This is a genomic window from Streptomyces sp. NPDC001599 (assembly GCF_042893535.1).
In the GTDB taxonomy this organism is placed as follows: domain Bacteria; phylum Actinomycetota; class Actinomycetes; order Streptomycetales; family Streptomycetaceae; genus Streptomyces.
Window position 1 is genome coordinate 476183 of sequence record NZ_JBIAVA010000005.1, and the last position, 20194, is coordinate 496376.

General features: G+C 71.7%; 15 protein-coding genes and 1 rRNA gene. 7 read left to right on the forward strand and 9 right to left on the reverse strand.

Going from position 1 to position 20194, the window contains the following annotated elements:
* Window positions 1–22: 22 nt before the first annotated feature.
* Window positions 23–2866, reverse strand: coding sequence for a preprotein translocase subunit SecA (gene secA, locus ACFYZ3_RS17010; protein ID WP_388517815.1), 2844 nt, complete (start codon window positions 2864–2866; stop codon window positions 23–25).
* 280 nt (window positions 2867–3146) lie between these two features.
* Between secA and ACFYZ3_RS17015 the strand changes: the two genes are divergently transcribed.
* Both ACFYZ3_RS17015 and ACFYZ3_RS17020 read left to right on the forward strand, forming a co-directional pair.
* On the forward strand, window positions 3147–3716 hold the full coding sequence (locus ACFYZ3_RS17015) for a GNAT family N-acetyltransferase (RefSeq protein ID WP_388517818.1): 570 nt from the start codon (window positions 3147–3149) through the stop codon (window positions 3714–3716).
* A 278-nt stretch (window positions 3717–3994) separates the two neighbouring features.
* A complete protein-coding gene (locus ACFYZ3_RS17020; RefSeq protein WP_388517820.1) occupies window positions 3995–5170 on the forward strand; it encodes a winged helix-turn-helix domain-containing protein in 1176 nt (391 codons plus the stop codon).
* 28 nt (window positions 5171–5198) lie between these two features.
* Here the strand turns inward: ACFYZ3_RS17020 and ACFYZ3_RS17025 are convergent, their stop codons facing one another.
* The 7 genes from ACFYZ3_RS17025 to mtnA all read right to left on the reverse strand — a co-directional run bounded on the left by ACFYZ3_RS17025 (window position 5199) and on the right by mtnA (window position 14014).
* Window positions 5199–5957: a response regulator gene (locus tag ACFYZ3_RS17025; protein ID WP_388517823.1), complete on the reverse strand. Its 759-nt coding sequence runs from the start codon at window positions 5955–5957 to the stop codon at window positions 5199–5201.
* A gap of 228 nt (window positions 5958–6185) precedes the next feature.
* Window positions 6186–6878, reverse strand: a complete 693-nt coding sequence (hpf, locus tag ACFYZ3_RS17030) for a ribosome hibernation-promoting factor, HPF/YfiA family (RefSeq protein ID WP_016326377.1) — start codon at window positions 6876–6878, stop codon at window positions 6186–6188.
* 312 nt (window positions 6879–7190) lie between these two features.
* A complete protein-coding gene (locus ACFYZ3_RS17035) occupies window positions 7191–8138 on the reverse strand; it encodes a ComF family protein (RefSeq protein ID WP_388517826.1) in 948 nt (315 codons plus the stop codon).
* Window positions 8139–8263: 125 nt separating this feature from the next.
* Window positions 8264–10111, reverse strand: coding sequence for an LpqB family beta-propeller domain-containing protein (locus tag ACFYZ3_RS17040; protein WP_388517828.1), 1848 nt, complete (start codon window positions 10109–10111; stop codon window positions 8264–8266).
* Window positions 10101–12176 (reverse strand): two-component system sensor histidine kinase MtrB, encoded by a 2076-nt coding sequence (mtrB, locus tag ACFYZ3_RS17045; RefSeq protein ID WP_388517831.1) that lies wholly within the window; start codon window positions 12174–12176, stop codon window positions 10101–10103. Before mtrB ends, ACFYZ3_RS17040 begins: the two co-directional genes overlap by 11 nt.
* Window position 12177: 1 nt before the next feature.
* Window positions 12178–12867 (reverse strand): two-component system response regulator MtrA, encoded by a 690-nt coding sequence (gene mtrA, locus ACFYZ3_RS17050; protein ID WP_003975799.1) that lies wholly within the window; start codon window positions 12865–12867, stop codon window positions 12178–12180.
* Between the two features lie 4 nt (window positions 12868–12871).
* Window positions 12872–14014: an S-methyl-5-thioribose-1-phosphate isomerase gene (gene mtnA / locus ACFYZ3_RS17055; protein WP_388517835.1), complete on the reverse strand. Its 1143-nt coding sequence runs from the start codon at window positions 14012–14014 to the stop codon at window positions 12872–12874.
* Between the two features lie 140 nt (window positions 14015–14154).
* On the opposite strand from mtnA, the gene ACFYZ3_RS17060 reads away from it, so the two are divergent.
* Genes ACFYZ3_RS17060 through ACFYZ3_RS17080 form a run of 5 tightly spaced genes read left to right on the forward strand, consistent with a single transcriptional unit; the run spans window position 14155 to window position 19813 of the window.
* The gene (locus tag ACFYZ3_RS17060; RefSeq protein WP_388517838.1) at window positions 14155–15543 is read left to right on the forward strand and encodes a glycerophosphoryl diester phosphodiesterase membrane domain-containing protein; all 1389 of its coding nucleotides are present in this window, start codon (window positions 14155–14157) and stop codon (window positions 15541–15543) included.
* A gap of 34 nt (window positions 15544–15577) precedes the next feature.
* Complete coding sequence (locus ACFYZ3_RS17065) at window positions 15578–16300, forward strand: DUF4129 domain-containing protein (RefSeq protein ID WP_388517841.1); 723 nt, start codon at window positions 15578–15580, stop codon at window positions 16298–16300.
* On the forward strand, window positions 16297–17514 hold the full coding sequence (locus tag ACFYZ3_RS17070) for a DUF4350 domain-containing protein (RefSeq protein WP_388517844.1): 1218 nt from the start codon (window positions 16297–16299) through the stop codon (window positions 17512–17514). The genes ACFYZ3_RS17065 and ACFYZ3_RS17070 overlap by 4 nt, the downstream gene beginning before the upstream one ends.
* Window positions 17514–18503, forward strand: coding sequence for an AAA family ATPase (locus tag ACFYZ3_RS17075; protein WP_388517900.1), 990 nt, complete (start codon window positions 17514–17516; stop codon window positions 18501–18503). Before ACFYZ3_RS17070 ends, ACFYZ3_RS17075 begins: the two co-directional genes overlap by 1 nt.
* Window positions 18503–19813, forward strand: coding sequence for a DUF58 domain-containing protein (locus ACFYZ3_RS17080; protein WP_388517847.1), 1311 nt, complete (start codon window positions 18503–18505; stop codon window positions 19811–19813). The genes ACFYZ3_RS17075 and ACFYZ3_RS17080 overlap by 1 nt, the downstream gene beginning before the upstream one ends.
* Before the next feature lie 106 nt (window positions 19814–19919).
* Here the strand turns inward: ACFYZ3_RS17080 and rrf are convergent.
* Window positions 19920–20036: ribosomal RNA gene (gene rrf / locus ACFYZ3_RS17085) — 5S ribosomal RNA — on the reverse strand.
* Between the last annotated feature and the right edge of the window lie 158 nt (window positions 20037–20194).

Consider the following 20194-nt stretch of genomic DNA (forward strand, 5'->3'; position numbering starts at 1 on the left):
GGCGCCCGCGGGCACCGCGCCGTCACTTCTTGCGGCGCCGCCCGCCCTTGGCCTGCTTGCGGCGCTCCGCGCGCGTGAGCCCGTCGGACTGGGCCTGGGCGGGCTCGCCGTCGGTGAACTCGCCCTCGACGACACCGCCCTCGCCGTCCACGGTCGGAGCGGAGAAGTGCAGGTCACGGCGCTGCGGCGCGTCGAGGCCCTTGGCCCGGATCTCCGGACGGGCGCCCGCCTGGGCCGGAACCGCGTCCTGCGCGCCCTTGTCGAGCGACGGGGCCGTGTCCTCGACCGGAACCTCCTCGACCTGCTGCTCGACCTGGACCTCCAGGTTGAACAGGTAGCCGACGGACTCCTCCTTGATGCCGTCCATCATGGCCTGGAACATGTCGAAGCCCTCGCGCTGGTACTCGACCAGCGGGTCCTTCTGCGCCATGGCGCGCAGGCCGATGCCCTCCTGGAGGTAGTCCATCTCGTAGAGGTGCTCACGCCACTTGCGGTCCAGGACCGACAGGACGACCCGGCGCTCCAGCTCGCGCATGATCTCGGAGCCGAGCTGCTTCTCCCGCGCCTCGTACTGCTCCTGGACGTCGTCCTTGATGGACTCCGCGATGTAGTCGGCGGTCAGTCCGGCCCGGTCGCCCGCCGCCTCCTCCAGCTCCTCGACGGTGACCTTCACCGGGTAGAGCTGCTTGAAGGCGCCCCACAGCCGGTCGAGGTCCCAGTCCTCGGGGAAGCCCTCGGCGGTCTCGGCCTGCACGTAGGCGTCGATCGTGTCGTTCGTGAAGTGCTGGATCTGCTCCTGGAGGTCCTCGCCCTCCAGGACACGGCGACGCTCGCCGTAGATGACCTCGCGCTGGCGGTTGAGGACCTCGTCGTACTTCAGGACGTTCTTGCGGGTCTCGAAGTTCTGCGTCTCGACCTGCGACTGGGCGGACGCGATCGCGCGCGTGACCATCTTGTTCTCGATCGGCACGTCGTCCGGCACGTTCGCCATGGACATCACGCGCTCGACCATCTGGGCCTTGAACAGCCGCATCAGGTCGTCGCCCAGGGAGAGGTAGAAGCGGGACTCACCGGGGTCGCCCTGACGGCCGGAACGACCGCGCAGCTGGTTGTCGATGCGCCGCGACTCGTGCCGCTCGGTGCCCAGGACGTAGAGGCCGCCCAGCTCCTTGACCTCTTCGAACTCGGCCTTGACCGCCTGCTCGGCACGCTCCAGCGCGGCGGGCAGGGCCGCGGCCCACTCCTCGATGTGCTCCTCGGGGTCGAGACCGCGCTGGCGCAGCTCGGCCTCGGCGAGGTCCTCCGGGTTGCCGCCGAGCTTGATGTCCGTACCACGGCCGGCCATGTTCGTGGCCACCGTCACGGAGCCCTTGCGGCCCGCCTGGGCGACGATCGTCGCCTCCCGGTCGTGCTGCTTGGCGTTGAGCACCTCGTGCTGGACGCCGCGCTTGCTGAGCTGCTGCGAGAGGTACTCGGACTTCTCGACCGAGGTGGTGCCGACGAGGATCGGCTGGCCCTTGCGGTGCTTCTCCTCGATGTCGTCGACGACGGCCTCGAACTTGGCGACCTCGGTGCGGTAGATCAGGTCCGACTGGTCCTTGCGCACCATCGGCCGGTTGGTCGGGATGGGCACCACGCCGAGCTTGTAGATCTGGTGGAACTCGGCGGCCTCGGTCATCGCCGTACCGGTCATGCCGGACAGGCCGGGCTGTTCCTTGCCGTTGTGGTCGTGGCGCTTGTAGAGGCGGAAGAAGTTCTGGAGGGTGATCGTGGCGAGCGTCTGGTTCTCGTCCTTGATGTCCACCCCTTCCTTCGCCTCGATCGCCTGGTGCATGCCCTCGTTGTAGCGGCGACCGGCGAGGATACGGCCCGTGTGCTCGTCGACGATCATGACTTCGCCGTCGAGGACGACGTAGTCCTTGTCCTTCTTGAACAGTTCCTTGGCCTTGATGGCGTTGTTCAGGTAGCCGACCAGCGGGGTGTTCACCGACTCGTAGAGGTTGTCGATGCCCAGCCAGTCCTCGACCTTGGACACGCCCGACTCGTGGATGGCGACGGTGCGCTTCTTCTCGTCGACCTCGTAGTCGCCGGTCTCCTCGATGCCCTTGAGGGTGTTGCCGGCCTCGCCCTTCTTCAGGCGGGTGACCAGCTTGGCGAAGTCGCCATACCACTTGGTGGCCTGGTCGGCCGGGCCGGAGATGATCAGCGGCGTACGGGCCTCGTCGACGAGGATGGAGTCGACCTCGTCGACGATGGCGAAGTTGTGGCCGCGCTGGACGAGCTCGTCCTTGGACCACGCCATGTTGTCGCGCAGGTAGTCGAAGCCGAACTCGTTGTTCGTGCCGTAGGTGATGTCGCAGCCGTACATCTCACGGCGCTGGGCAGGCGTCTGGTTGGCGAGGATGCACCCGACGTTCAGACCGAGGAACTTGTGGACGCGGCCCATCATCTCGGAGTCGCGCTCGGCCAGGTAGTCGTTGACCGTGACGATGTGCACGCCCTCGCCGGACAGGGCGTTGAGATAGGCGGGCAGCGTGCCGACGAGGGTCTTGCCCTCACCGGTCTTCATCTCGGCCACGTAGCCCATGTGCAGGGCCGCGCCACCCATGATCTGTACGTCGTAGTGCCGCTGGCCCAGGACGCGCTTGGCGGCTTCGCGGACGGTGGCGAAGGCTTCGGGCAGCAGGTCGTCAAGGCTCTCACCGTCGGCGTAGCGCTGCTTGTACTCGTCGGTGAGGGCCCGCAGCTCGGCGTCGGAGAGGTCAGCGAAGTCCTCTTCGATGGAGTTGACCTGGTCCGCGATGCGGTGCAGCTTGCGCAGGATCTTGCCTTCGCCTGCACGCATGAGCTTCGAGAGGACGGACACGGGGGTTGGTCTCCTTGCCGGTCGGGCCTGGGACGGTCGGTTTCCTGTGACGGATCGGGCAACGGCCATCGTATGCGAGGACCCCGCTGCCCCGGGAGGCCTGCTGCGACGGGGACCGTCCGCTCCCTGCAACCAGCATCCCTGTCTGCCGTCACCCCTTTCAACGTCCGGGCCCCGCGGATGGTGCCGCACCTTCCGGCGAATCGCACGAGAGGTGACCGGATGTTCACGCACGGCAAAAATATTGGCGCCTCCACGGGACGCCGCGCAGAATCGGCCGATGGAACCCGTCACGCTCACCACCGACCGCCTCGTCCTGCGCACGGTCGGCCCCCGCGACGCCGAGGCCGTGTACGCCGCCGCGCAGGATCCCGACATCCAGCGCTGGACGACGATCCCCTCGCCCTACCTCCCGGAGCACGCCCGGGGCTTCACGGAGCAGATGGTCCCCGACGGCTGGGCGAACGACTCGATGTTCACCTTCGGCCTCTTCCTCCCGCCCGGGGACCTGGTGGGCATGCTCGCCGTCACGATGATCTCGCTGGGCACCGGCGAGATCGGGTTCTGGGGCACCAAGGAGCACCGCGGCCGGGGCTACATCACCGAGGCCTCCGTCACGGCCGCCCGCTGGGCCTTCACCGAGCGGGCCGTGGACCGCCTGGAGTGGCGCGCCGAGGTCGGCAACACGGCCTCCCGCGCGGTGGCCCAGCGCGCGGGCTTCACCATCGAGGGCACGTTGCGCTCCGCGATCAACAACAAGGGCGTCCGCCGCGACTGCTGGATCGGCTCCCTCCTCCCCTCGGACCTCGCCCTCCCGTCCACGTCCCCGTACCTCCCGACCCCGGCATAACTGCGGACAGTCGCCCCGCACCGCCCCCCCAGCTGCGGGCATGCCGCCCCTCCCCCCTCCCCCTCGCTGCGGGCAGTCGTGCCGCTGGGGCGGCACGGGTGGGCGCAGCGGCACCCCGCAACGCCGGGCCGCGTCCCCACCCAGGCCCAGCCCCCACACCGGGCACCCGTGAACGCTGCCCCTGAACCGACCGCGCCTCACCCCCGTCGTACCGCACCGCACCTCACCGCACCACGCGCGGGCCCCGCTGTCAGACCCACCCCCTATCGTGCGGACGTATGACGACCCTCCCGCCCCCCGCCACGGAACTGTCCGCAGCCGAGGCCCGCCGCCTCGCCCTCCGCGCACAGGGCTTCCTCGGCGCCCCCGACCGCCGCGCGGGCGTCCGCGGCGTCCTCCGTCACCTGGGCGCGGTGCAGCTCGACACGATCTCGGTCCTGGCCCGCTCCCACGAGCTGATCCCCTACGCCCGCCTCGGCGCGGTCGGCCGCCGGACCGTCGACGACGCCTACTGGACGGACACCCACGCCTTCGAGTACTGGTCCCACGCCGCCTGCATCCTCCCGATCGAGGAGTGGCCCCACTTCGCCTTCCGACGCCGTGCGTACCGCAACCGCCCGCACTGGAACCACGACCTCCCCGAGGGCGACTACGACCGCGTCGTCAAGCAGCTCCGCGAGGAGGGCCCCCTCACCGCGACGGACCTGGGCGGCGCGAAGAGGACCAGCGAGTGGTGGGACTGGTCGGGCACGAAGGTCGCCGTCGAGCGCGCGCTCATGTACGGCGAGGTGGTGTGCGTGGAGCGCCGCGGCTGGAAGCGGGTGTACGACCTGGCGGAGCGCGCCGTCCCGGCCGCGCTGCTGCACGACGACCTGGACGACACGGAGTGCCTGCGCCGCCTGGTCCGCCTGGCCGGCCAGTCCCTGGGCGTCGGCACGCGCGCGGACATCGCGGACTACCACCGGCTCAAGGCCGAGCAGGTCGACGCGGTGATCGCCGACTCGGGCCTGGTGCCGGTCACGGTGGCGGGCTGGGGCCGGCCGGCGTGGGCGGACCCCGCGGCTCTGGAGACGACCCCGCGGGGCCGTCACCGCACGACGCTGCTCTCCCCCTTCGACTCGCTGATCTGGGAGCGGTCGCGCACGGAGCGGATCTTCGGTTTCACCCACCGGCTGGAGGCCTACGTACCCCGGCAGAAGCGGGTGCACGGCTACTTCGCGATGCCGGTCCTGGCCGGCGGCCGGCTCGTCGGCCGGGTGGACCCGGCCCGCGAGGGGCGCACCCTGGTCGCCAAGCAGGTCACGCTGGACGGTCCGAAGGCGGCCCCGGCGGTGGCCCAGGCACTCGTCGAGGCGGCAAGCTGGGTGGACTGCACGAACGTACGGGTGGAGCGGGTCGAGACTCCGGATCTGCGTGAGCCCCTCACCCGGGAGCTGGCCCGACTGCTCGACTGACCGGGAACGGGCTCACCGGGTCACCAACTCACCGGATCTCGAGGATCTTCTCCCGCATCGCGTACACCACGGCCTCCATCCTGGAGTGCAGCTGGAGTTTCTCCAGGATGTTGCGCACGTGGTTCTTCACGGTGTTCTCGGAAATGAACAGTTCCTTGGCGATGTCGCGGTTGTTCATTCCCGTGGCGACGAGCTTCAGGACCTCCAGCTCGCGATCCGTGAGCCGCGGCGCGGGCACCAGCCGGCGTTCGTCGGTGCGCTGGATCATCGACTTGAACTCGGTCAGCAGTTTCGAGGCCATGGACGGACTGATCTGGGACTGTCCGTCGGCCACCGCGCGAATGGCGGTGGCCACCTCGTCCGTCGAGATCTCCTTGAGGAGATAACCGGTCGCGCCCGCCTTGATCGCGTCGTAGAGGTCGGCCTCCTCGTCGCTGATCGTCAGCATGATGATCTTGGCACTGGGAGCCACCTCCTTGATGGAGGTGCAGGCTTCGATACCGCCCCGCTTGGGCATCCGCACATCCATCAGGACGATGTCCGGCAGCAGGTCGGCCGCCTTCTCCACGGCCTCGGCGCCGTCACCGGCCTCTCCGACGACCTGGATGTCCTCCTCGGCCGCGAGCACGATCTCCAGACCGCGGCGGAAGAGGGCGTGGTCGTCCACGACCAGCACCCTGATCGGCTCCTCGCGTGCGGAGCCCGCGTCCGGGCCCATGCCGGCGACCGCGTCGTCGATCCCGTGGTCGACGCCCGCGCCCCGCATCGGTCCGAAACTGTCCGCCATCGTTCCTCCCCCTGAAGGCTGTGGCACGTGGTCCTGAGCCATCGCCAACCCAGAGCAACGACCCACCGGTTGGGCCGTTGCCGCCATGATTCCATGCCCGGCCGACAGCGGGGTGACCGAACGGGCAGCTCTGGGGTCGCACACCCTCGCGCACCGTCGCACACCGGTGCCCCTGGGGGCGCACACGCGCTCCAGGGGCACCGAACCGCTGTCACCCGGCGGCGTGTGTCAGCCGCCGAGCGCATCGCCCGCGTCGGGGGCGTGCGCCTGAGTGACCATCGTGTCCGTGGTCAGGTGGATCACGCCGTAGTCGTAGGCGTGCCGCCGGTAGACGACGCTGGGCTCCTTCGTCTCGGAATCGACGAACAGGTAGAAGTCGTGCCCGACCAGCTCCATCTCGTAGAGCGCCTGGTCGAGGGACATGGGTGCGGCCACGTGGGTCTTCTCCCGGACGACGAGCGGACCGTCGCCCTGGACCTCCAGCGAGCCGATCTTCTTGGTGGGTACGCCGTCCTGCTTCTCCGTCGGGACGACGTCGCCGTTCCCGTTGAGTGTCGCCGCGCCGGGTACGTGGTCGGCGACCTCGGCCGCCGAGATCCGGCGGGCGCCGCGGCGCGAGAAGCGCTTGTCGTGCTGCTTGCGCAGCCGTGCGCCGAGCTTCTCCGCCGCCAGGTCGAGCGCCGCGTAGGGGTCGCTCGCCGCCGCCTCCGCCCGGATCACCGGACCGCGGGAGCGGAGTGTGATCTCCACTCGGTCACAGCGGTCGGCCTGCCGGGGGTTCGGCTCCTTGGACACCTCGACGTCGAGGCTGATCACCTTGCCATCGAGCTTCTGGATCTTCTCCAGCTTCAGCTTCTCGGCCACGTGCTTCCGGAACCGCTCGGGCACCTCGGTCTTGCGGCCCTTGACGACGATGTCCACGCAGAACTCCGTTCCCGGATCGCTCCGCTCGACGGCGGAGCATCTCCCTTTTGCACCAGGTTCCGGTCCATCCCGAAACCTCGGACTCGGTGACGTCCACCTCCTCCCCCGTGGGCGGGATCTCCACTCCACCGGTGCGGGTGATGACGGTAAAACCCGCAGCACGGCATTCGGATTTGAGAGGTGTGGCCTGCGGCTTTGCCTCACAACCGAACATATCTCGCCCGGACGGATGTCGTCACCCTCTACCGCGGCGTACCTCCGTTCCGGTGAATTGACTCCCTCATTACCTGCAACGACGTAAGTTCTCAGTCAGTTCCGGTTTATTTCGAAAGAATCTGGTGAAGCCGCGACCACTGCCGCGCAGATCGCTTCACGGATCACGCCACCGCCTCCGTATGGACCCGCCATTCGGGGTCCGGTCTTCCGTTCCTCTCTGCCTTCCCCTGCCGCGGCCGGATACACGGCCGATCTCTCCGTCCCGTACGCAGCCGGCCCCGCCCGCGACTCAACGGCGGCAGCCGTCGCCGCGCGCACCGCGCGGGCAGCCTCGGCAAGCGACGCCCCCGTCGTCATCAGGTCGTCGACCAGGACGACCGCCCCACCGCCGCGCAGCAGCCCGCCGCCGCCCGGAGCCACCGCCAGCGCGCCGGAGAGATTGTCCAGCCGCCGCCGGGCGTCGAGCCCCGACTGGTCCGCCACGGCGTGACGCTGCCGCAGTACGGCGAGCACCCGGGCGGACGTCCCGGTGCGCCGCAGCTCCGCCGCCGCCGCGAGGGCGATCCGCCGCGCCGGATCGTGCCCCCGTGTCCGCACCGCTCTGCGCGCCGACGGCACGGGCACGAGCAGCACCGGTCCCCGTGCCCGGACGGGACCTGCCGCTCCGGCCCCCACCACACCGGCCCCCACGCCACCGGCGTCCGGCCCCGCCGCCCCGAGACCCGCCCGCACCGCTTGTGCCAGCGCCACGCCGAGCGGTGCCGCGAGGGCGAGCACGCCCCGCTCCTTGTGGGCCAGCAAAGCCGCCCGCACCTCGTCCGCGTACGGCGCCGCCGCATGCACCGCGGGCAGGCCGGGCGGCTCCGGCTCCGGACGCACGCGGCACGGCGGGGCTCCGCCCAGCGCCGTACGGCACCGGGGGCACAGCACCGCCCGAGCCGTGCCGCAGCCGCCGCACTCGGCGGGCAGCACCAGGTCCGTGAGGTCCGCCCACCCTCTCCGCCATGTCCGCCGTGTCAGGCATGTCCGCAATCCGCGCATGGCCACCACTGTGCCCCTGCCCGCGAAGCCCCGCCAGGCCTGTGGAAAACGTCGGCCGGCCCTCTGTGGAAAACCCCGTCGGACCACGAAACGGCGGACGCCTCACCCCGGCCGGACGGGAGGCCTCACCCCGGATAGACCGGTGCGGTCCCCTCGCTCACCTTCTGCCACTGCAGCCCGGACGGCAGCCGCACGATGAGGTCCTCCGAATACGCCACCAGCGGCAGCCGCTCGTCCTCGGTCGCGGCGATCTCCTTGACGCCGGTCAGGGCCGCGGGCACCGATGCCTCCGGCGTCGAGCCGTCGACCTGGACGTATCCGATCTGCTGGACGCCCCCACGCTCGCGCCCCACCACTACGAGCCGCGCGTCGCCGGCCCAGGACATGGCCGTGACCTCCTCCAGCTCGGGGGTCGCGGAGCGCAGTTCGAGCACGGTGACCGCGGGCACGTCGCCCGCCTTCCCGTCCCGTTCGATCCGCCCGATGAGCAGCGACCGCTTGCCGTCCTTCTCCACGACGAGCGCGATCCGCACCCCGTCGGCGGCCACCCGCACGGCCTGGACGCGCCCGTCGAGGCCCGGGGTCCTCACCTCCACCGGATCGCCCGCGCCCTCCTTCAGCAGCAGCAACCGCGGGTCGGCCGGGTTGCGGTCGGCGATCCACAGGTCGCCCTGCGCATCCCAACTGGGCGGGGTCAGCCGGTCCGACTCCTTCTTGCCCTGGCTGGTCAGCACGGGGTCGCCGAGCGAACCGCCCGACACCAGCGAACCGACGTACAGCAACTTGTTGTCGAGACTGATCCCGGCCGCGCTGTGTTCGTCGCGCGACACCGCCACCGACCGCAGGGCCTGCTGCCCCTCGCCCAGCGGGCCGGGCACGGGTTCGGCCCGGGTCCCGTTGCTGCCGGCCGCGATCCGTACCAGGCGGTCCTGGTCGTCGACGAAGTACAGGTAGTCGGGCGGCTGCGCAGAACCGCGCGTCGCCACCGTCTCGGCTCGGTCCTCGGAGAGCGAACACAACTGCTCACCGCCCGAGCGCAGCTCGACCTCCTGCACCGCCGGGGTGAGGTTCCGCAGCGTGAACAGGAGCTGCGCGGCCATCTCGTCACACTTGTCCGCGCCGGCCCGCGCCGCCTTGTCGTTCAGCGGAACGGTCAGCTTGCTGCGGTCGTCGGGTGTCAGCGAGCCGGCGTTCTTCGCCAGCGCCGTCCCGGTCGGGAAGCTGGACCTGACCACGGGGCCCAGCAGCCTCGTCGGCCCGCTGAGCAGGGAACGCACCACCTGGGTCATCGGATCCACCCGCCGGCGCACGTAGACGGGATCGGCGACGGCCGCCGGCTCCCGCACCGGTCCCGTCTCGGCGTCCGCCCGCACCGGGGTGTTCGAGGCGAAGTAGTACCGGTTGACCGACATGTAGTTGCGCTGGAAGTCCGACTTGCCCATCACGACGCCCGGCGGCAGCGAATCGATGCGCCACTGCTTGGACTTGCCGTCCCGAGTGAGGTGCACCGACTCGCGGTACACGCCGTCGGCCGGCGCGTACGACTGCTGCGCGTCGACCGTGGCGACCCTGGTGCCGGTCAGCGTGACCGAGTAGTCGTTGGCGTCCTCACGGTTGCCCGAGTGGTCGGACTCCGTTCCCGGCCCGCCCGCGAGCACCGTCGCCGACTCGTCCGGCCGCCAGTTCTTCGCGGCGTCGCCGGTCAGGTACTTGCGCGCCGTCTCATAGTGCGGATCGTCGCTGGTCAGCGCCTCCAGGAAGCCCTGCACGATGTCGGCGGGCGGGGCGTCCTCCCGCGGCGGCATCGCGAACACCCGCACCTGCGGGTCCTGCCGGGGCGTGGACTCCACGCCCCTGAGATCCCCGCTGTCGGGCATGGCCGCACATCCGGCCAGCAGTACGACACCGCTGACGGCGTACGCCACCACGCGTGCCGGCCCCCGCCGACCGCCCCTCCCGCGGTCAGCGCCCACGAGATGCCTCCCCCTGCCTGCTCGAGTCCTCGGGACCGGCGTCCTGGCGGCCCGCCGCCTCCGGTGCCGGTCCGCCGTCCTGCTTCCGCGCGCCCGACACGGGCCTCGGCACCACGCGCGCGCCGTTGCCCGGCAGTGCCGTCGGATCCGCCGTGGGTGCCACCGCGGCCTGCCGCGGCGTTATCGGCCCCCGCGCGGACACCGCGGAGACCTGCCCGGCCGGCACCTGCGCCGGGACGCCGACCGACTTGTCCGTGCCGCGCGCCACCGCCGGGTCGGCGAGGCCCGCGTCGTTGAGCCCGCGGTTGCGGCGCGAGTCCGTCGGCTCCAACGGTATCGGTGACCCCCTGAGCGGCTCGTCCGCCGTCCTGGGCAGCGTCAGCCGGAACTGCGAGCCACCGCCGGGCTCGCCCCAGGCCTGCAGCCAGCCGCCGTGCAGCCGCGCGTCCTCCAGGGCGATCGACAGCCCGAGCCCCGTACCGCCGGTGGTACGGGCGCGTGCCGGGTCGGCCCGCCAGAAGCGGCTGAAGACCCGGGTGGCCTCGCCCGGCTTGAGTCCGACGCCGTAGTCGCGCACCGCGACGGCGACGGCGCCCCCGGCGGCGGCGAGCTTGACGACGACGTCCCGGCCCTCGCCGTGCTCGACGGCGTTGACGACGAGGTTGCGCAGCACGCGCTCGACCCGCCGGGCGTCCGCCTCGGCGACGACGGGCTGCTGGTCGCCGACCACGCGTATCCCCGTGCCCTTGCGCTCGGCGAGCGGCTCCGCACCGCTGACGACGCGCCGTACGACCTCCCTGAGGTCTATCGGCTCCGCCTCCAGCGCGGCGGCGCCCGCGTCGAAGCGGCTGATCTCCAGCAGGTCGGCGAGCAGCGTCTCGAACCGGTCCAGCTGGTCGGCGAGCAGTTCGGCCGACCGCGCGGTCACCGGATCGAAGTCCACGCGCGCGTCGTGGATGACGTCGGCCGCCATCCGTACGGTCGTCAGCGGCGTGCGCAGCTCGTGCGACACGTCGGAGACGAACCGCCGCTGCATCCGCGACAGGTCCTCCAGCTGGCTGATCTTGAGCTGGAGGTTCTGCGCCATCTTGTTGAAGGCCTCGCCGAGCCGGGCGATGTCGTCCTCTCCGGTGACCTTCATCCGTTCCTGAAGCCGTCCCGCGGACAGCCGCTCGGCGATGCTCGCCGCCATCCGGACGGGCGTGACGACCTGGCGCACCACCAGCCAGGCGATGGCCCCGAGCAGCACGACGACGAAGAGCCCGGCGGTCGCCAGAGTGCCCCTGACCAGACTGAGCGACTTCTCCTCCTGGGTGAGCGGGAAGAGGTAGTACAGCTGGTACGGCTCGCCGTTCGGGTCGTTGACCTGCTTGCCGATGACCAGTCCGGGCTGGGAGGGCTGATCGGAGTTGTAGACGATCCGGGTGTAGCTCTGGGCGGCCGCGGTGTCGCCGTCGATCCGCTCGCGCAGGGCCTCGGGGACGCTCACCGCCCAGTCGACCGATCCGGAGGCGCGCGGACCGCGTCCGCTGCCGCTCTCCCCGCCCATGGGGAGGGTGACCACGTCGAAGGCGCTCTGGCCACCGCTGGAGAGCGACTTCACCAGCTCGCTCATCCACTGGATGACGTTCTGCGAGGGACGCCCGTCCGCGGGGGTGCCGTCGTCGCCGTTGGTGCTCGCCGCCTCCTCGGCCTTCTGCTTGGCCGCCGTGAAGCCGCCGGTGGCCTGGCTCTGGGAGGCCTTCACCTTGGCGTCCAGCAGTCCGTTGCGGACCTGCCCGATCACCACGAAGCCGAGCAGCAGCACCACGCCCAGCGACATCAGCAGGGTGGTGGCGACGACCTTGAGCTGGATGTTGCGCCGCCACAGCCGCATGACCGGCAGCAGGGGACGGCGCACCCAGCGCATGAACAGACGGAGCACCGGGCTGCCCTGCACCCCGCCGTGCAGCAGCCCGCCCTCCAGCACACGACCGAAGAGGCGGGAGCCGGCGCTCGGGTGGCCGACAGGCCGTCCGGCGCGGGCCCCGGACCCGGGCGCCGAAGCGGCACTGTCCCTGGCCATGTCAGCTCGGTCCGGCCTTGTAGCCGACGCCGCGGACGGTCACCACGATCTCCGGCTTCTCCGGGTCCTTCTCGACCTTGGAGCGCAGCCGCTGGACGTGCACGTTGACCAGGCGGGTGTCGGCGGCGTGCCGGTAGCCCCAGACCTGCTCGAGGAGCACCTCGCGCGTGAACACCTGCCACGGCTTGCGGGCCAGCGCCACCAGCAGGTCGAACTCCAGCGGCGTCAGCGCGATCGACTGTCCGTCCCGCTTCACGGAGTGACCGGCCACGTCGATGACCAGGTCGCCTATGGCGAGCTGCTCCGGCGCCGGTTCCTCGGACCTCCGCAGCCGCGCCCGGATCCGGGCCACCAGCTCCTTCGGCTTGAACGGCTTCACGATGTAGTCGTCGGCGCCCGACTCCAGACCCACCACGACGTCGACGGTGTCACTCTTCGCCGTCAGCATCACGATCGGCACACCCGACTCCGCCCTGATCAGGCGGCACACCTCGATGCCGTCCCGTCCGGGCAGCATCAGGTCGAGCAGTACCAGGTCGGGCTTGGTCTCCCGGAAGGCGGCCAACGCCTTGTCGCCGTCGGCTACGAAAGACGGCTCAAAACCCTCACCACGCAGCACAATGCCGAGCATCTCGGCCAGTGCGGTGTCGTCGTCGACGACAAGGACTCGTCCCTTCATAAACGACATCATCCCATTAGCTAATCGTTACCTGGCGTGACCTGGCACACAGCAAGGCCAGGGCCTCTGTCGTCACGGGCGAAACCACACCCTCCTCGGTGACGATCGCCGTCACCAGTTCGGGCGGAGTCACATCGAACGCCGGGTTGTACGCCTGGGTCCCCAGAGGTGCCACCGGAATCCCGCCTCCCGCTCCCGCCACCGGCACCTGAGGTGCTGTGACCTCGGTCACTTCATATCCGGGGCGCTGTTCCACTTCGATGGACGCCCCGTCCGGCGTGTCCGGATCCACCGTCGTGACCGGAGCCACCACGACGAACGGCACATGGTGGTACCGCGCGAGCACCGCGAGCGGATAGCTCCCCACCTTGTTCGCGACCGAACCGTCGGCCGCGATGCGGTCCGCGCCGATCAGTACCGCGTCCACCTCACCCGCCGCGAACAGCGAACCCGCCGCGTTGTCGGTGAGCAAGGTATACGCCATGTCGTTGCGGGCCGCCTCGTATGCCGTCAGGCGAGCACCTTGCAGCAAGGGACGCGTTTCGTCCACCCACAGGCGGCGCAGCCGTCCCGACCGGTGCGCCGCGAGCGCCACCGCGAAGGCGGTCCCCTCACCGCCCGACACCAGCGAACCGGTGTTGCAGTGCGTGAGGACGCGGTGCCCTCCGGCGGGCAGCAGCTCGTCGAGCAGGGCGAGTCCGTGCGCGGCCATCCGGGCGCTGGCCTCGGTGTCCTCCCGGTGCAGCGCCCTTGCCGCGGACAGCGCCGCCCGGGCGGCCTGCCGGGTGTCACCGGTCCTGGCGAGCGCCTCCCGGTGCGCGGCCTGCGCCCGGCGCACCCCGACGGCGAGGTTCACCGCGGTCGGGCGCGCCCCCGCCAGCGCCGCCGCGGCCTCCTCGACCTCGAAGCCCCGCACGGCGGCGAGCGCGACCCCGTAGCCGCCCGCGATGCCCAGCAGCGGTGCCCCGCGCACGGCGAGCGAGCGGATCGCCTCGACCAGCGCGGCCGGGTCCGTGCAGACCAGCTCGACCTCCTCGGCGGGCAACCTGGTCTGGTCCAGCAGCACCAGCACCGGACCCTCGGGGGGTTCCTCCCAGCGAAGGGCCGGTATCCCGGTGGGCCGCTTGTCCTCGCCGTTTCGCGCGTCCTGATCAGCCATGCGGTCAGTCTGCCCCCTGTACGACGGACAATTGAAGGTGCGCAGGCCCTACCGCGCCCGGTCCGCACCCGACGCCCCCATGGCACGATGGGCGCCAACCCGCCGCCGCGACCGCGGACGCGCACCGTGAAGGAGCGACGATGAACGACACTCCGGGCTGGGCATCGCCCGGATCCGCCCCGTCCGACGGGCACGAGCCCGGCGCGTCCGGTCCGGCCGGGCCGGCCGACCGCCCCGCCGGCCCCGATCAGCCCGCGCCGCCCGCGGACCGGCCGGGTGCGGAACCGACGAGCCCCGGCACGAAGTGGTCCAAGGAGCAGCCGCCCCCCGGCCAGTGGTCCGCGCCCACCGGCCCCGCGGACCGGGGCCAGGCCCCGCCTCCCCCACCGCCCGGCCCGGGCTGGGGCACCCCGCCGCCCGGACCTCCCGGAGGCGGCTACGGAGGCTACGGCGGCCCGCGCGGGGGCCACGGCGGCTACGGCGCCCCCGGTGGACACGGCGGCTGGGGAGGCGGCTGGGGCGGTCCTCCGCCCGCGGCCAAGCCCGGCGTGATCCCGCTCCGCCCGCTCGGCGTGGGCGAGATCCTCGACGGTGCCGTCTCCACCATGCGCACCTACTGGCGCACCGTCCTCGGCATCTCCCTGACCGTCGCCATCTTCACCGAGGTCATCGTCGTGCTGCTCCAGGGCCTCGTCCTGGACGACACCGGCAGCGAGGCCCTCAACGACCCCGACGCCACCCTGAGCGAACTCGGCGACGCGCTGGCCGACACCACGATCAACTCGGGGGTCATCTTCCTGATCTCCCTGATCGGCACCGTACTGGCCACGGCCCTGCTCACCACCGTCACCAGCCGCGCCGTACTCGGCAGGCCGGTGACCACCGGCGAGGCGTGGCGCGACGCCCGCCCCCAGGTGCTGAAGCTGTTCGGCCTGATCCTCCTGCTGCTCCTCATCGTCGCCGGACTCGTCACGGCCGGTATGACACCCGGTCTCCTCGTCACCGCCACCGCGGGCGGCGAGGCCGGAGTGGCCCTGACCGCCCTGGGCTTCCTGGCGGGCGGCGTCGTCGCCGTCTGGCTCATGGTCCGCTTCTCGCTGGCGTCCCCCGCGCTGATGCTGGAGAAGCAGGGCATCAAGAAGGCGATGGGCCGCTCGGTGAAGCTGGTGCGCGGCTCCTGGTGGCGCGTCTTCGGCATCCAGCTGCTCGCCACGGTCATCGCCAACGTCGTCGCGTCGATCATCGTCATCCCCTTCGCCTTCCTCGCCGCGACCCTCGGCGGCGACGGCGTCGGCGGCTTCCTGGACGGCACCGGCGACCTCGGCTGGACCTTCCTCGTCGTCAGCGGCATCGGCTCGGTGATCGGCTCCATGATCACGTTCCCGATCACGGCGGGCGTGACCGTGCTGCTCTACATCGACCAGCGCATCCGCCGCGAGGCCCTCGACCTCGAACTGGCCCGCGCCGCCGGGGCCCAGGGCTCCGGCCCGCAGGGCTCCGGTGCCTCCGGCGCCGTCCCGGGGAGCTGACGGGGTGAGTCCGACGGGGGGAGTTCTCACGGAGGTGCTGACACGCACCGCCGCACGAACGGTGTCGCGCTCCGGCGACGAACCACCGGTGACGATCCCGCGCGACCCCGCGCGCGACGCCGCCCGGCGCGAGCTGTCCAAGCGGATGTACCACGAGAACGACCCCAGCTGGTTCCAGCGGGCCCTGAACGCCTTCTGGGACTGGATCGAGGAGCTGTTCGGCAAGGCGTCCACCGCGACACCCGGCGGCACGCTGGGCCTGGTGGTCGTCGTCGTGGCCGTCCTGGCCGTGCTGGGCGCCCTCTGGTGGCGCCTGGGCACCCCGCGCCGCGGACCCGTCTCCGCCCCCGTCCTCTTCGACGACCGTCCCCACAGCGCCGCCGACCACCGCGCCGCCGCCCAGGCACACGCCGCCCAAGGACACTGGAACCAGGCCGTCCAGGAACGCATGCGGGCCGTCGTCCGCGCCCTCGAGGAACGCGCCCTGCTCGACATCCGCCCCGGCCGCACCGCCGACGAGGCGGCCACCGAGGCCGGCCGGGCCCTGCCCGACCACAAGGACCGGCTGCGCGCCGCCGCACGGGACTTCGACGACGTCGCGTACGGCGGCCGGCCCGGCAGCGAGGAGTCGTACCGGCGCCTCACCGAACTCGACCACGACCTGGACCGCAGCAAACCGCACCTGGCGAGCAGCACGGCCGGCCACCGCACGGGCGACGCCACGGACCGGGACACCCGCCGGGGAGCCGCCGAATGACCACCGAGGCCACGCTCCCCACCACCGCGGCCTCGCCCACCGCCCGCCAGGTGTGGACCCGCGCGCGGGGCATCGCACTCGCCCTCGTCCTGCTGCTCGTCGGGGCCGTCGCCATCGCGGTCGTCCGCTCCGACGCCCGGCACGGCGAACTCGACCCGCGCTCCGCCGACCCCTACGGCAGCCGCGCCGTCGCCGAACTCCTCGCCGACCGGGGGGTCTCCACGCGCGTGGTCACCACCCTGGACGAAGCGCGGGCCGCGGCCGGACCCGACACCACCCTGCTGGTCGCCGTGCCCGACCTCCTGACGGAGCGCCAGCAGACGCGACTGCACTCCGCGACGACCGGCTCCGGCGGACGCACCGTCCTGGTCGCCCCCGGCGGCCCCGCCGTCGAACGCCTCGCTCCCGGCGTCACCGCCGACCCCGCGCTCAGCGTCGACTCGACACTGGCCCCCGCCTGCGACCTGCCCGCCGCACGGCGCGCGGGCAGCGCCGACACCGGCGGCATCCGCTACAGCACCCACCTCGAATCCGACGCCTGCTATCCCAGCCGGCGCCTGGCCACCCTCCTGCGCATCCCCGACCCCTCCACGGAGGCGTCCGCCGAGGGCTCCCCGGGCGACACCGTCGTCCTCGGCGCCCGCGACATCCTCTTCAACAACCACCTCGACGAGCACGGCAACGCCTCGCTCGCCCTCCAACTCCTCGGCTCCCGCGACCACCTGGTCTGGTACCTCCCCTCCCTCTCCGACCTCCCGGACCCGGACGACGAACGCGGCTTCTTCGACCTGCTCCCGTCCGGCTGGCTCTGGGGCACCCTCCAACTCTTCGTCGCCGCCGCCCTCGCCGCCCTGTGGCGGGCACGCCGACTCGGCCCCCTGGTGCCCGAAAAACTCCCCGTCGCGATCCGCGCCTCCGAAACCGTCGAAGGCCGCGCCCGCCTCTACCGCAAGGCGAACGCCCGCGACCGCGCCGCCACCGCTCTTCGCTCCGCCACCCGCACCCGCCTCGCCCCTCTCGTAGGCGTCCCCGTCACCCAGGCGGACTCGCCCGAGTCCCTGCTCCCCGCCCTGTCCGCCCACCTCCACGGCGCACACGGCGACGGACAAGCCCTGCACACCCTCCTCTTCGGCCCGCCGCCCGGCGACGACGCGGCCCTGATCGCACTCGCCGACCAACTCGACGCCCTCGAAAGAGAGGTACGCCGTCCATGATGGACCCGACCACTGACAACGCCGGGCAGACCGCGGCCCCGGGCAATGCCCGCGCCGCCCTCGAAGCCCTGCGCGCCGAGATCGCCAAGGCCGTGGTCGGCCAGGACGCCGCCGTCACCGGTCTCGTCGTAGCCCTGCTCTGCCGCGGCCACGTCCTGCTCGAAGGCGTCCCCGGCGTCGCCAAGACCCTCCTCGTCCGCACCCTCGCCGCGGCCACCGAACTCGACACCAAACGCGTCCAGTTCACCCCGGACCTGATGCCCAGCGACGTCACCGGCTCCCTGGTCTACGACGCCCGCACCACCGAGTTCTCCTTCCAGCCCGGCCCGGTCTTCACCAACCTCCTCCTCGCCGACGAGATCAACCGCACGCCCCCGAAGACCCAGTCCTCCCTCCTCGAAGCCATGGAGGAACGCCAGGTCACGGTGGACGGCACCCCCCGCCCGCTCCCCGAGCCCTTCCTCGTCGCGGCCACCCAGAACCCGGTCGAGTACGAGGGCACCTACCCCCTCCCGGAAGCCCAGCTGGACCGCTTCCTCCTCAAACTCACCGTCCCCCTCCCCACCCGCCAGGACGAGATCGACGTCCTCACCCGCCACGCCGCCGGCTTCAACCCGCGCGACCTGCACGCCGCCGGCGTACGCCCCGTCGCGAGCGCCGCCGACCTGGACGCCGCCCGCGCGGAGGCCGCCAAGACGACCGTCTCCCCGGAGATCACCGCCTACGTCGTCGACATCTGCCGCGCCACCCGTGAGTCGCCGTCGCTCACCCTCGGCGTCTCCCCGCGCGGCGCCACGGCACTGCTGTCGACGGCCCGCGCCTGGGCCTGGCTCACGGGCCGCGACTACGTCACCCCCGACGACGTGAAGGCCCTGGCCCTCCCCACCCTCCGGCACCGCGTACAACTCCGTCCGGAGGCCGAGATGGAGGGCGTGACCGCGGACTCGGTGATCAACGCGATCCTCGCCCACGTCCCCGTTCCCCGCTGATGGCACTCACCGGACGCGCCGCGCTCATCGCGGCCCTGGCCTCCGTCCCCGTCGGTATCTGGGACCCCAGCTGGACGGGCATCCTCGCGGTCAACGCCCCGCTGGCCGCGGCCTGCGCCTGCGACTTCGCCCTGGCCGCCCCCGTGCGCCGCCTCGGCCTCACCCGCTCCGGCGACACCTCTGCCCGTCTGGGCGACACCGCCGACGTGACCCTGACGGTCACCAACCCGTCGGGGCGCCCGCTCCGGGCCCGCCTGCGCGACGCCTGGCCGCCCAGCAGCTGGCAGCCCAGCACCGAAACGGCGGCCTCACGCCACAGCCTGACAGTGCCCGCCGGCGAACGCCGCCGCGTGACCACCCGCCTGCGCCCCACCCGCCGCGGCGACCGCCACGCGGACCGCGTCACCATCCGGTCGTACGGCCCTCTGGGCCTCCTCACCCGCCAAGGCACCCACCGGGTCCCCTGGACCGTCCGTGTGCTCCCCCCGTTCACCAGCCGCAAACACCTCCCCTCCAAGCTGTCCCGGCTCCGCGAACTCGACGGCCGCACCAGCGTCCTCACCCGCGGCGAGGGCACGGAGTTCGACAGCCTGCGCGAGTACGTCCCCGGCGACGACACCCGTTCCATCGACTGGCGCGCGACGGCCCGCCACTCCACCGTCGCCGTACGCACCTGGCGCCCCGAACGCGACCGGCACATCCTGCTCGTCCTCGACACCGGCCGAACTTCGGCCGGTCGCGTGGGAGACGCCCCTCGCCTCGACGCCTCCATGGACGCCGCCCTGCTCCTGGCCGCCCTGGCCTCGCGGGCCGGCGACCGCGTCGATCTCCTCGCCTACGACCGCCGGGTGCGCGCCCTGCTCCAGGGCCGCACCGCGGGCGACCTCCTTCCCTCGCTGGTCAACGCCCTGGCGACCGTGGAGCCGGAGCTGGTGGAGACCGACGCGCGTGGCCTCACCGCCACCGCTCTCCGGTCGGCCCCTCGACGGTCCCTGATCGTCCTGTTCACGACCCTCGACGCGGCCCCGATCGAGGAGGGGCTGCTCCCCGTCCTGCCGCAGCTGACCCAGCGCCACACGCTCCTCGTGGCCTCGGTGGCCGACCCGCACATCTCTGCCATGGCCGAGGCCCGCGGCCACACGGATGCCGTGTACGAGGCCGCGGCGGCGGCACAGGCCCAGTCGGAGCGCCGCCACATCGCCGACCAGCTCCGCCGGCACGGCGTCACGGTCGTCGACGCGACCCCGGACGAGCTTCCTCCGGCACTCGCGGACGCCTACCTGGAACTCAAGGCCGCAGGTCGCCTATAGAAAAAGGCGGGGCCTTGTGGCCCCGCCCAGTTCAGTATCGTTTCAACGACTCCTGAACGCAGAAAACCCCGCACCGTTCCCGGTGCGGGGTTTCCTCGCAATGATTGTTCGGCGGCGTCCTACTCTCCCACAGGGTCCCCCCTGCAGTACCATCGGCGCTGTAAGGCTTAGCTTCCGGGTTCGAAATGTAACCGGGCGTTTCCCCTACGCTATGACCACCGAAACACTATGAAACAGACAACCAACCGGTGACCAACACGGTCTGATTGTTCGTGGTTTCAGAACCAACACAGTGGACGCGAGCAACTGAGGACAAGCCCTCGGCCTATTAGTACCGGTCACCTCCACACCTCACGGTGCTTCCAGATCCGGCCTATCAAC

What these genes read in the sequence shown, in the direction of transcription:
- ACFYZ3_RS17015 (WP_388517818.1), top strand. Translation starts at nt 3,147, where the DNA reads ATGGAACCCGTCACGCTCACCACCGACCGCCTCGTCCTGCGCACGGTC.
- ACFYZ3_RS17020 (WP_388517820.1), top strand. Translation starts at nt 3,995, where the DNA reads ATGACGACCCTCCCGCCCCCCGCCACGGAACTGTCCGCAGCCGAGGCC.
- ACFYZ3_RS17025 (WP_388517823.1), bottom strand. Translation starts at nt 5,957, where the DNA reads ATGGCGGACAGTTTCGGACCGATGCGGGGCGCGGGCGTCGACCACGGG.
- ACFYZ3_RS17035 (WP_388517826.1), bottom strand. Translation starts at nt 8,138, where the DNA reads ATGCGCGGATTGCGGACATGCCTGACACGGCGGACATGGCGGAGAGGG.
- mtrB (WP_388517831.1), bottom strand. Translation starts at nt 12,176, where the DNA reads ATGGCCAGGGACAGTGCCGCTTCGGCGCCCGGGTCCGGGGCCCGCGCC.
- mtrA (WP_003975799.1), bottom strand. Translation starts at nt 12,867, where the DNA reads ATGATGTCGTTTATGAAGGGACGAGTCCTTGTCGTCGACGACGACACC.
- mtnA (WP_388517835.1), bottom strand. Translation starts at nt 14,014, where the DNA reads ATGGCTGATCAGGACGCGCGAAACGGCGAGGACAAGCGGCCCACCGGG.
- ACFYZ3_RS17060 (WP_388517838.1), top strand. Translation starts at nt 14,155, where the DNA reads ATGAACGACACTCCGGGCTGGGCATCGCCCGGATCCGCCCCGTCCGAC.
- ACFYZ3_RS17070 (WP_388517844.1), top strand. Translation starts at nt 16,297, where the DNA reads ATGACCACCGAGGCCACGCTCCCCACCACCGCGGCCTCGCCCACCGCC.
- ACFYZ3_RS17075 (WP_388517900.1), top strand. Translation starts at nt 17,514, where the DNA reads ATGGACCCGACCACTGACAACGCCGGGCAGACCGCGGCCCCGGGCAAT.
- ACFYZ3_RS17080 (WP_388517847.1), top strand. Translation starts at nt 18,503, where the DNA reads ATGGCACTCACCGGACGCGCCGCGCTCATCGCGGCCCTGGCCTCCGTC.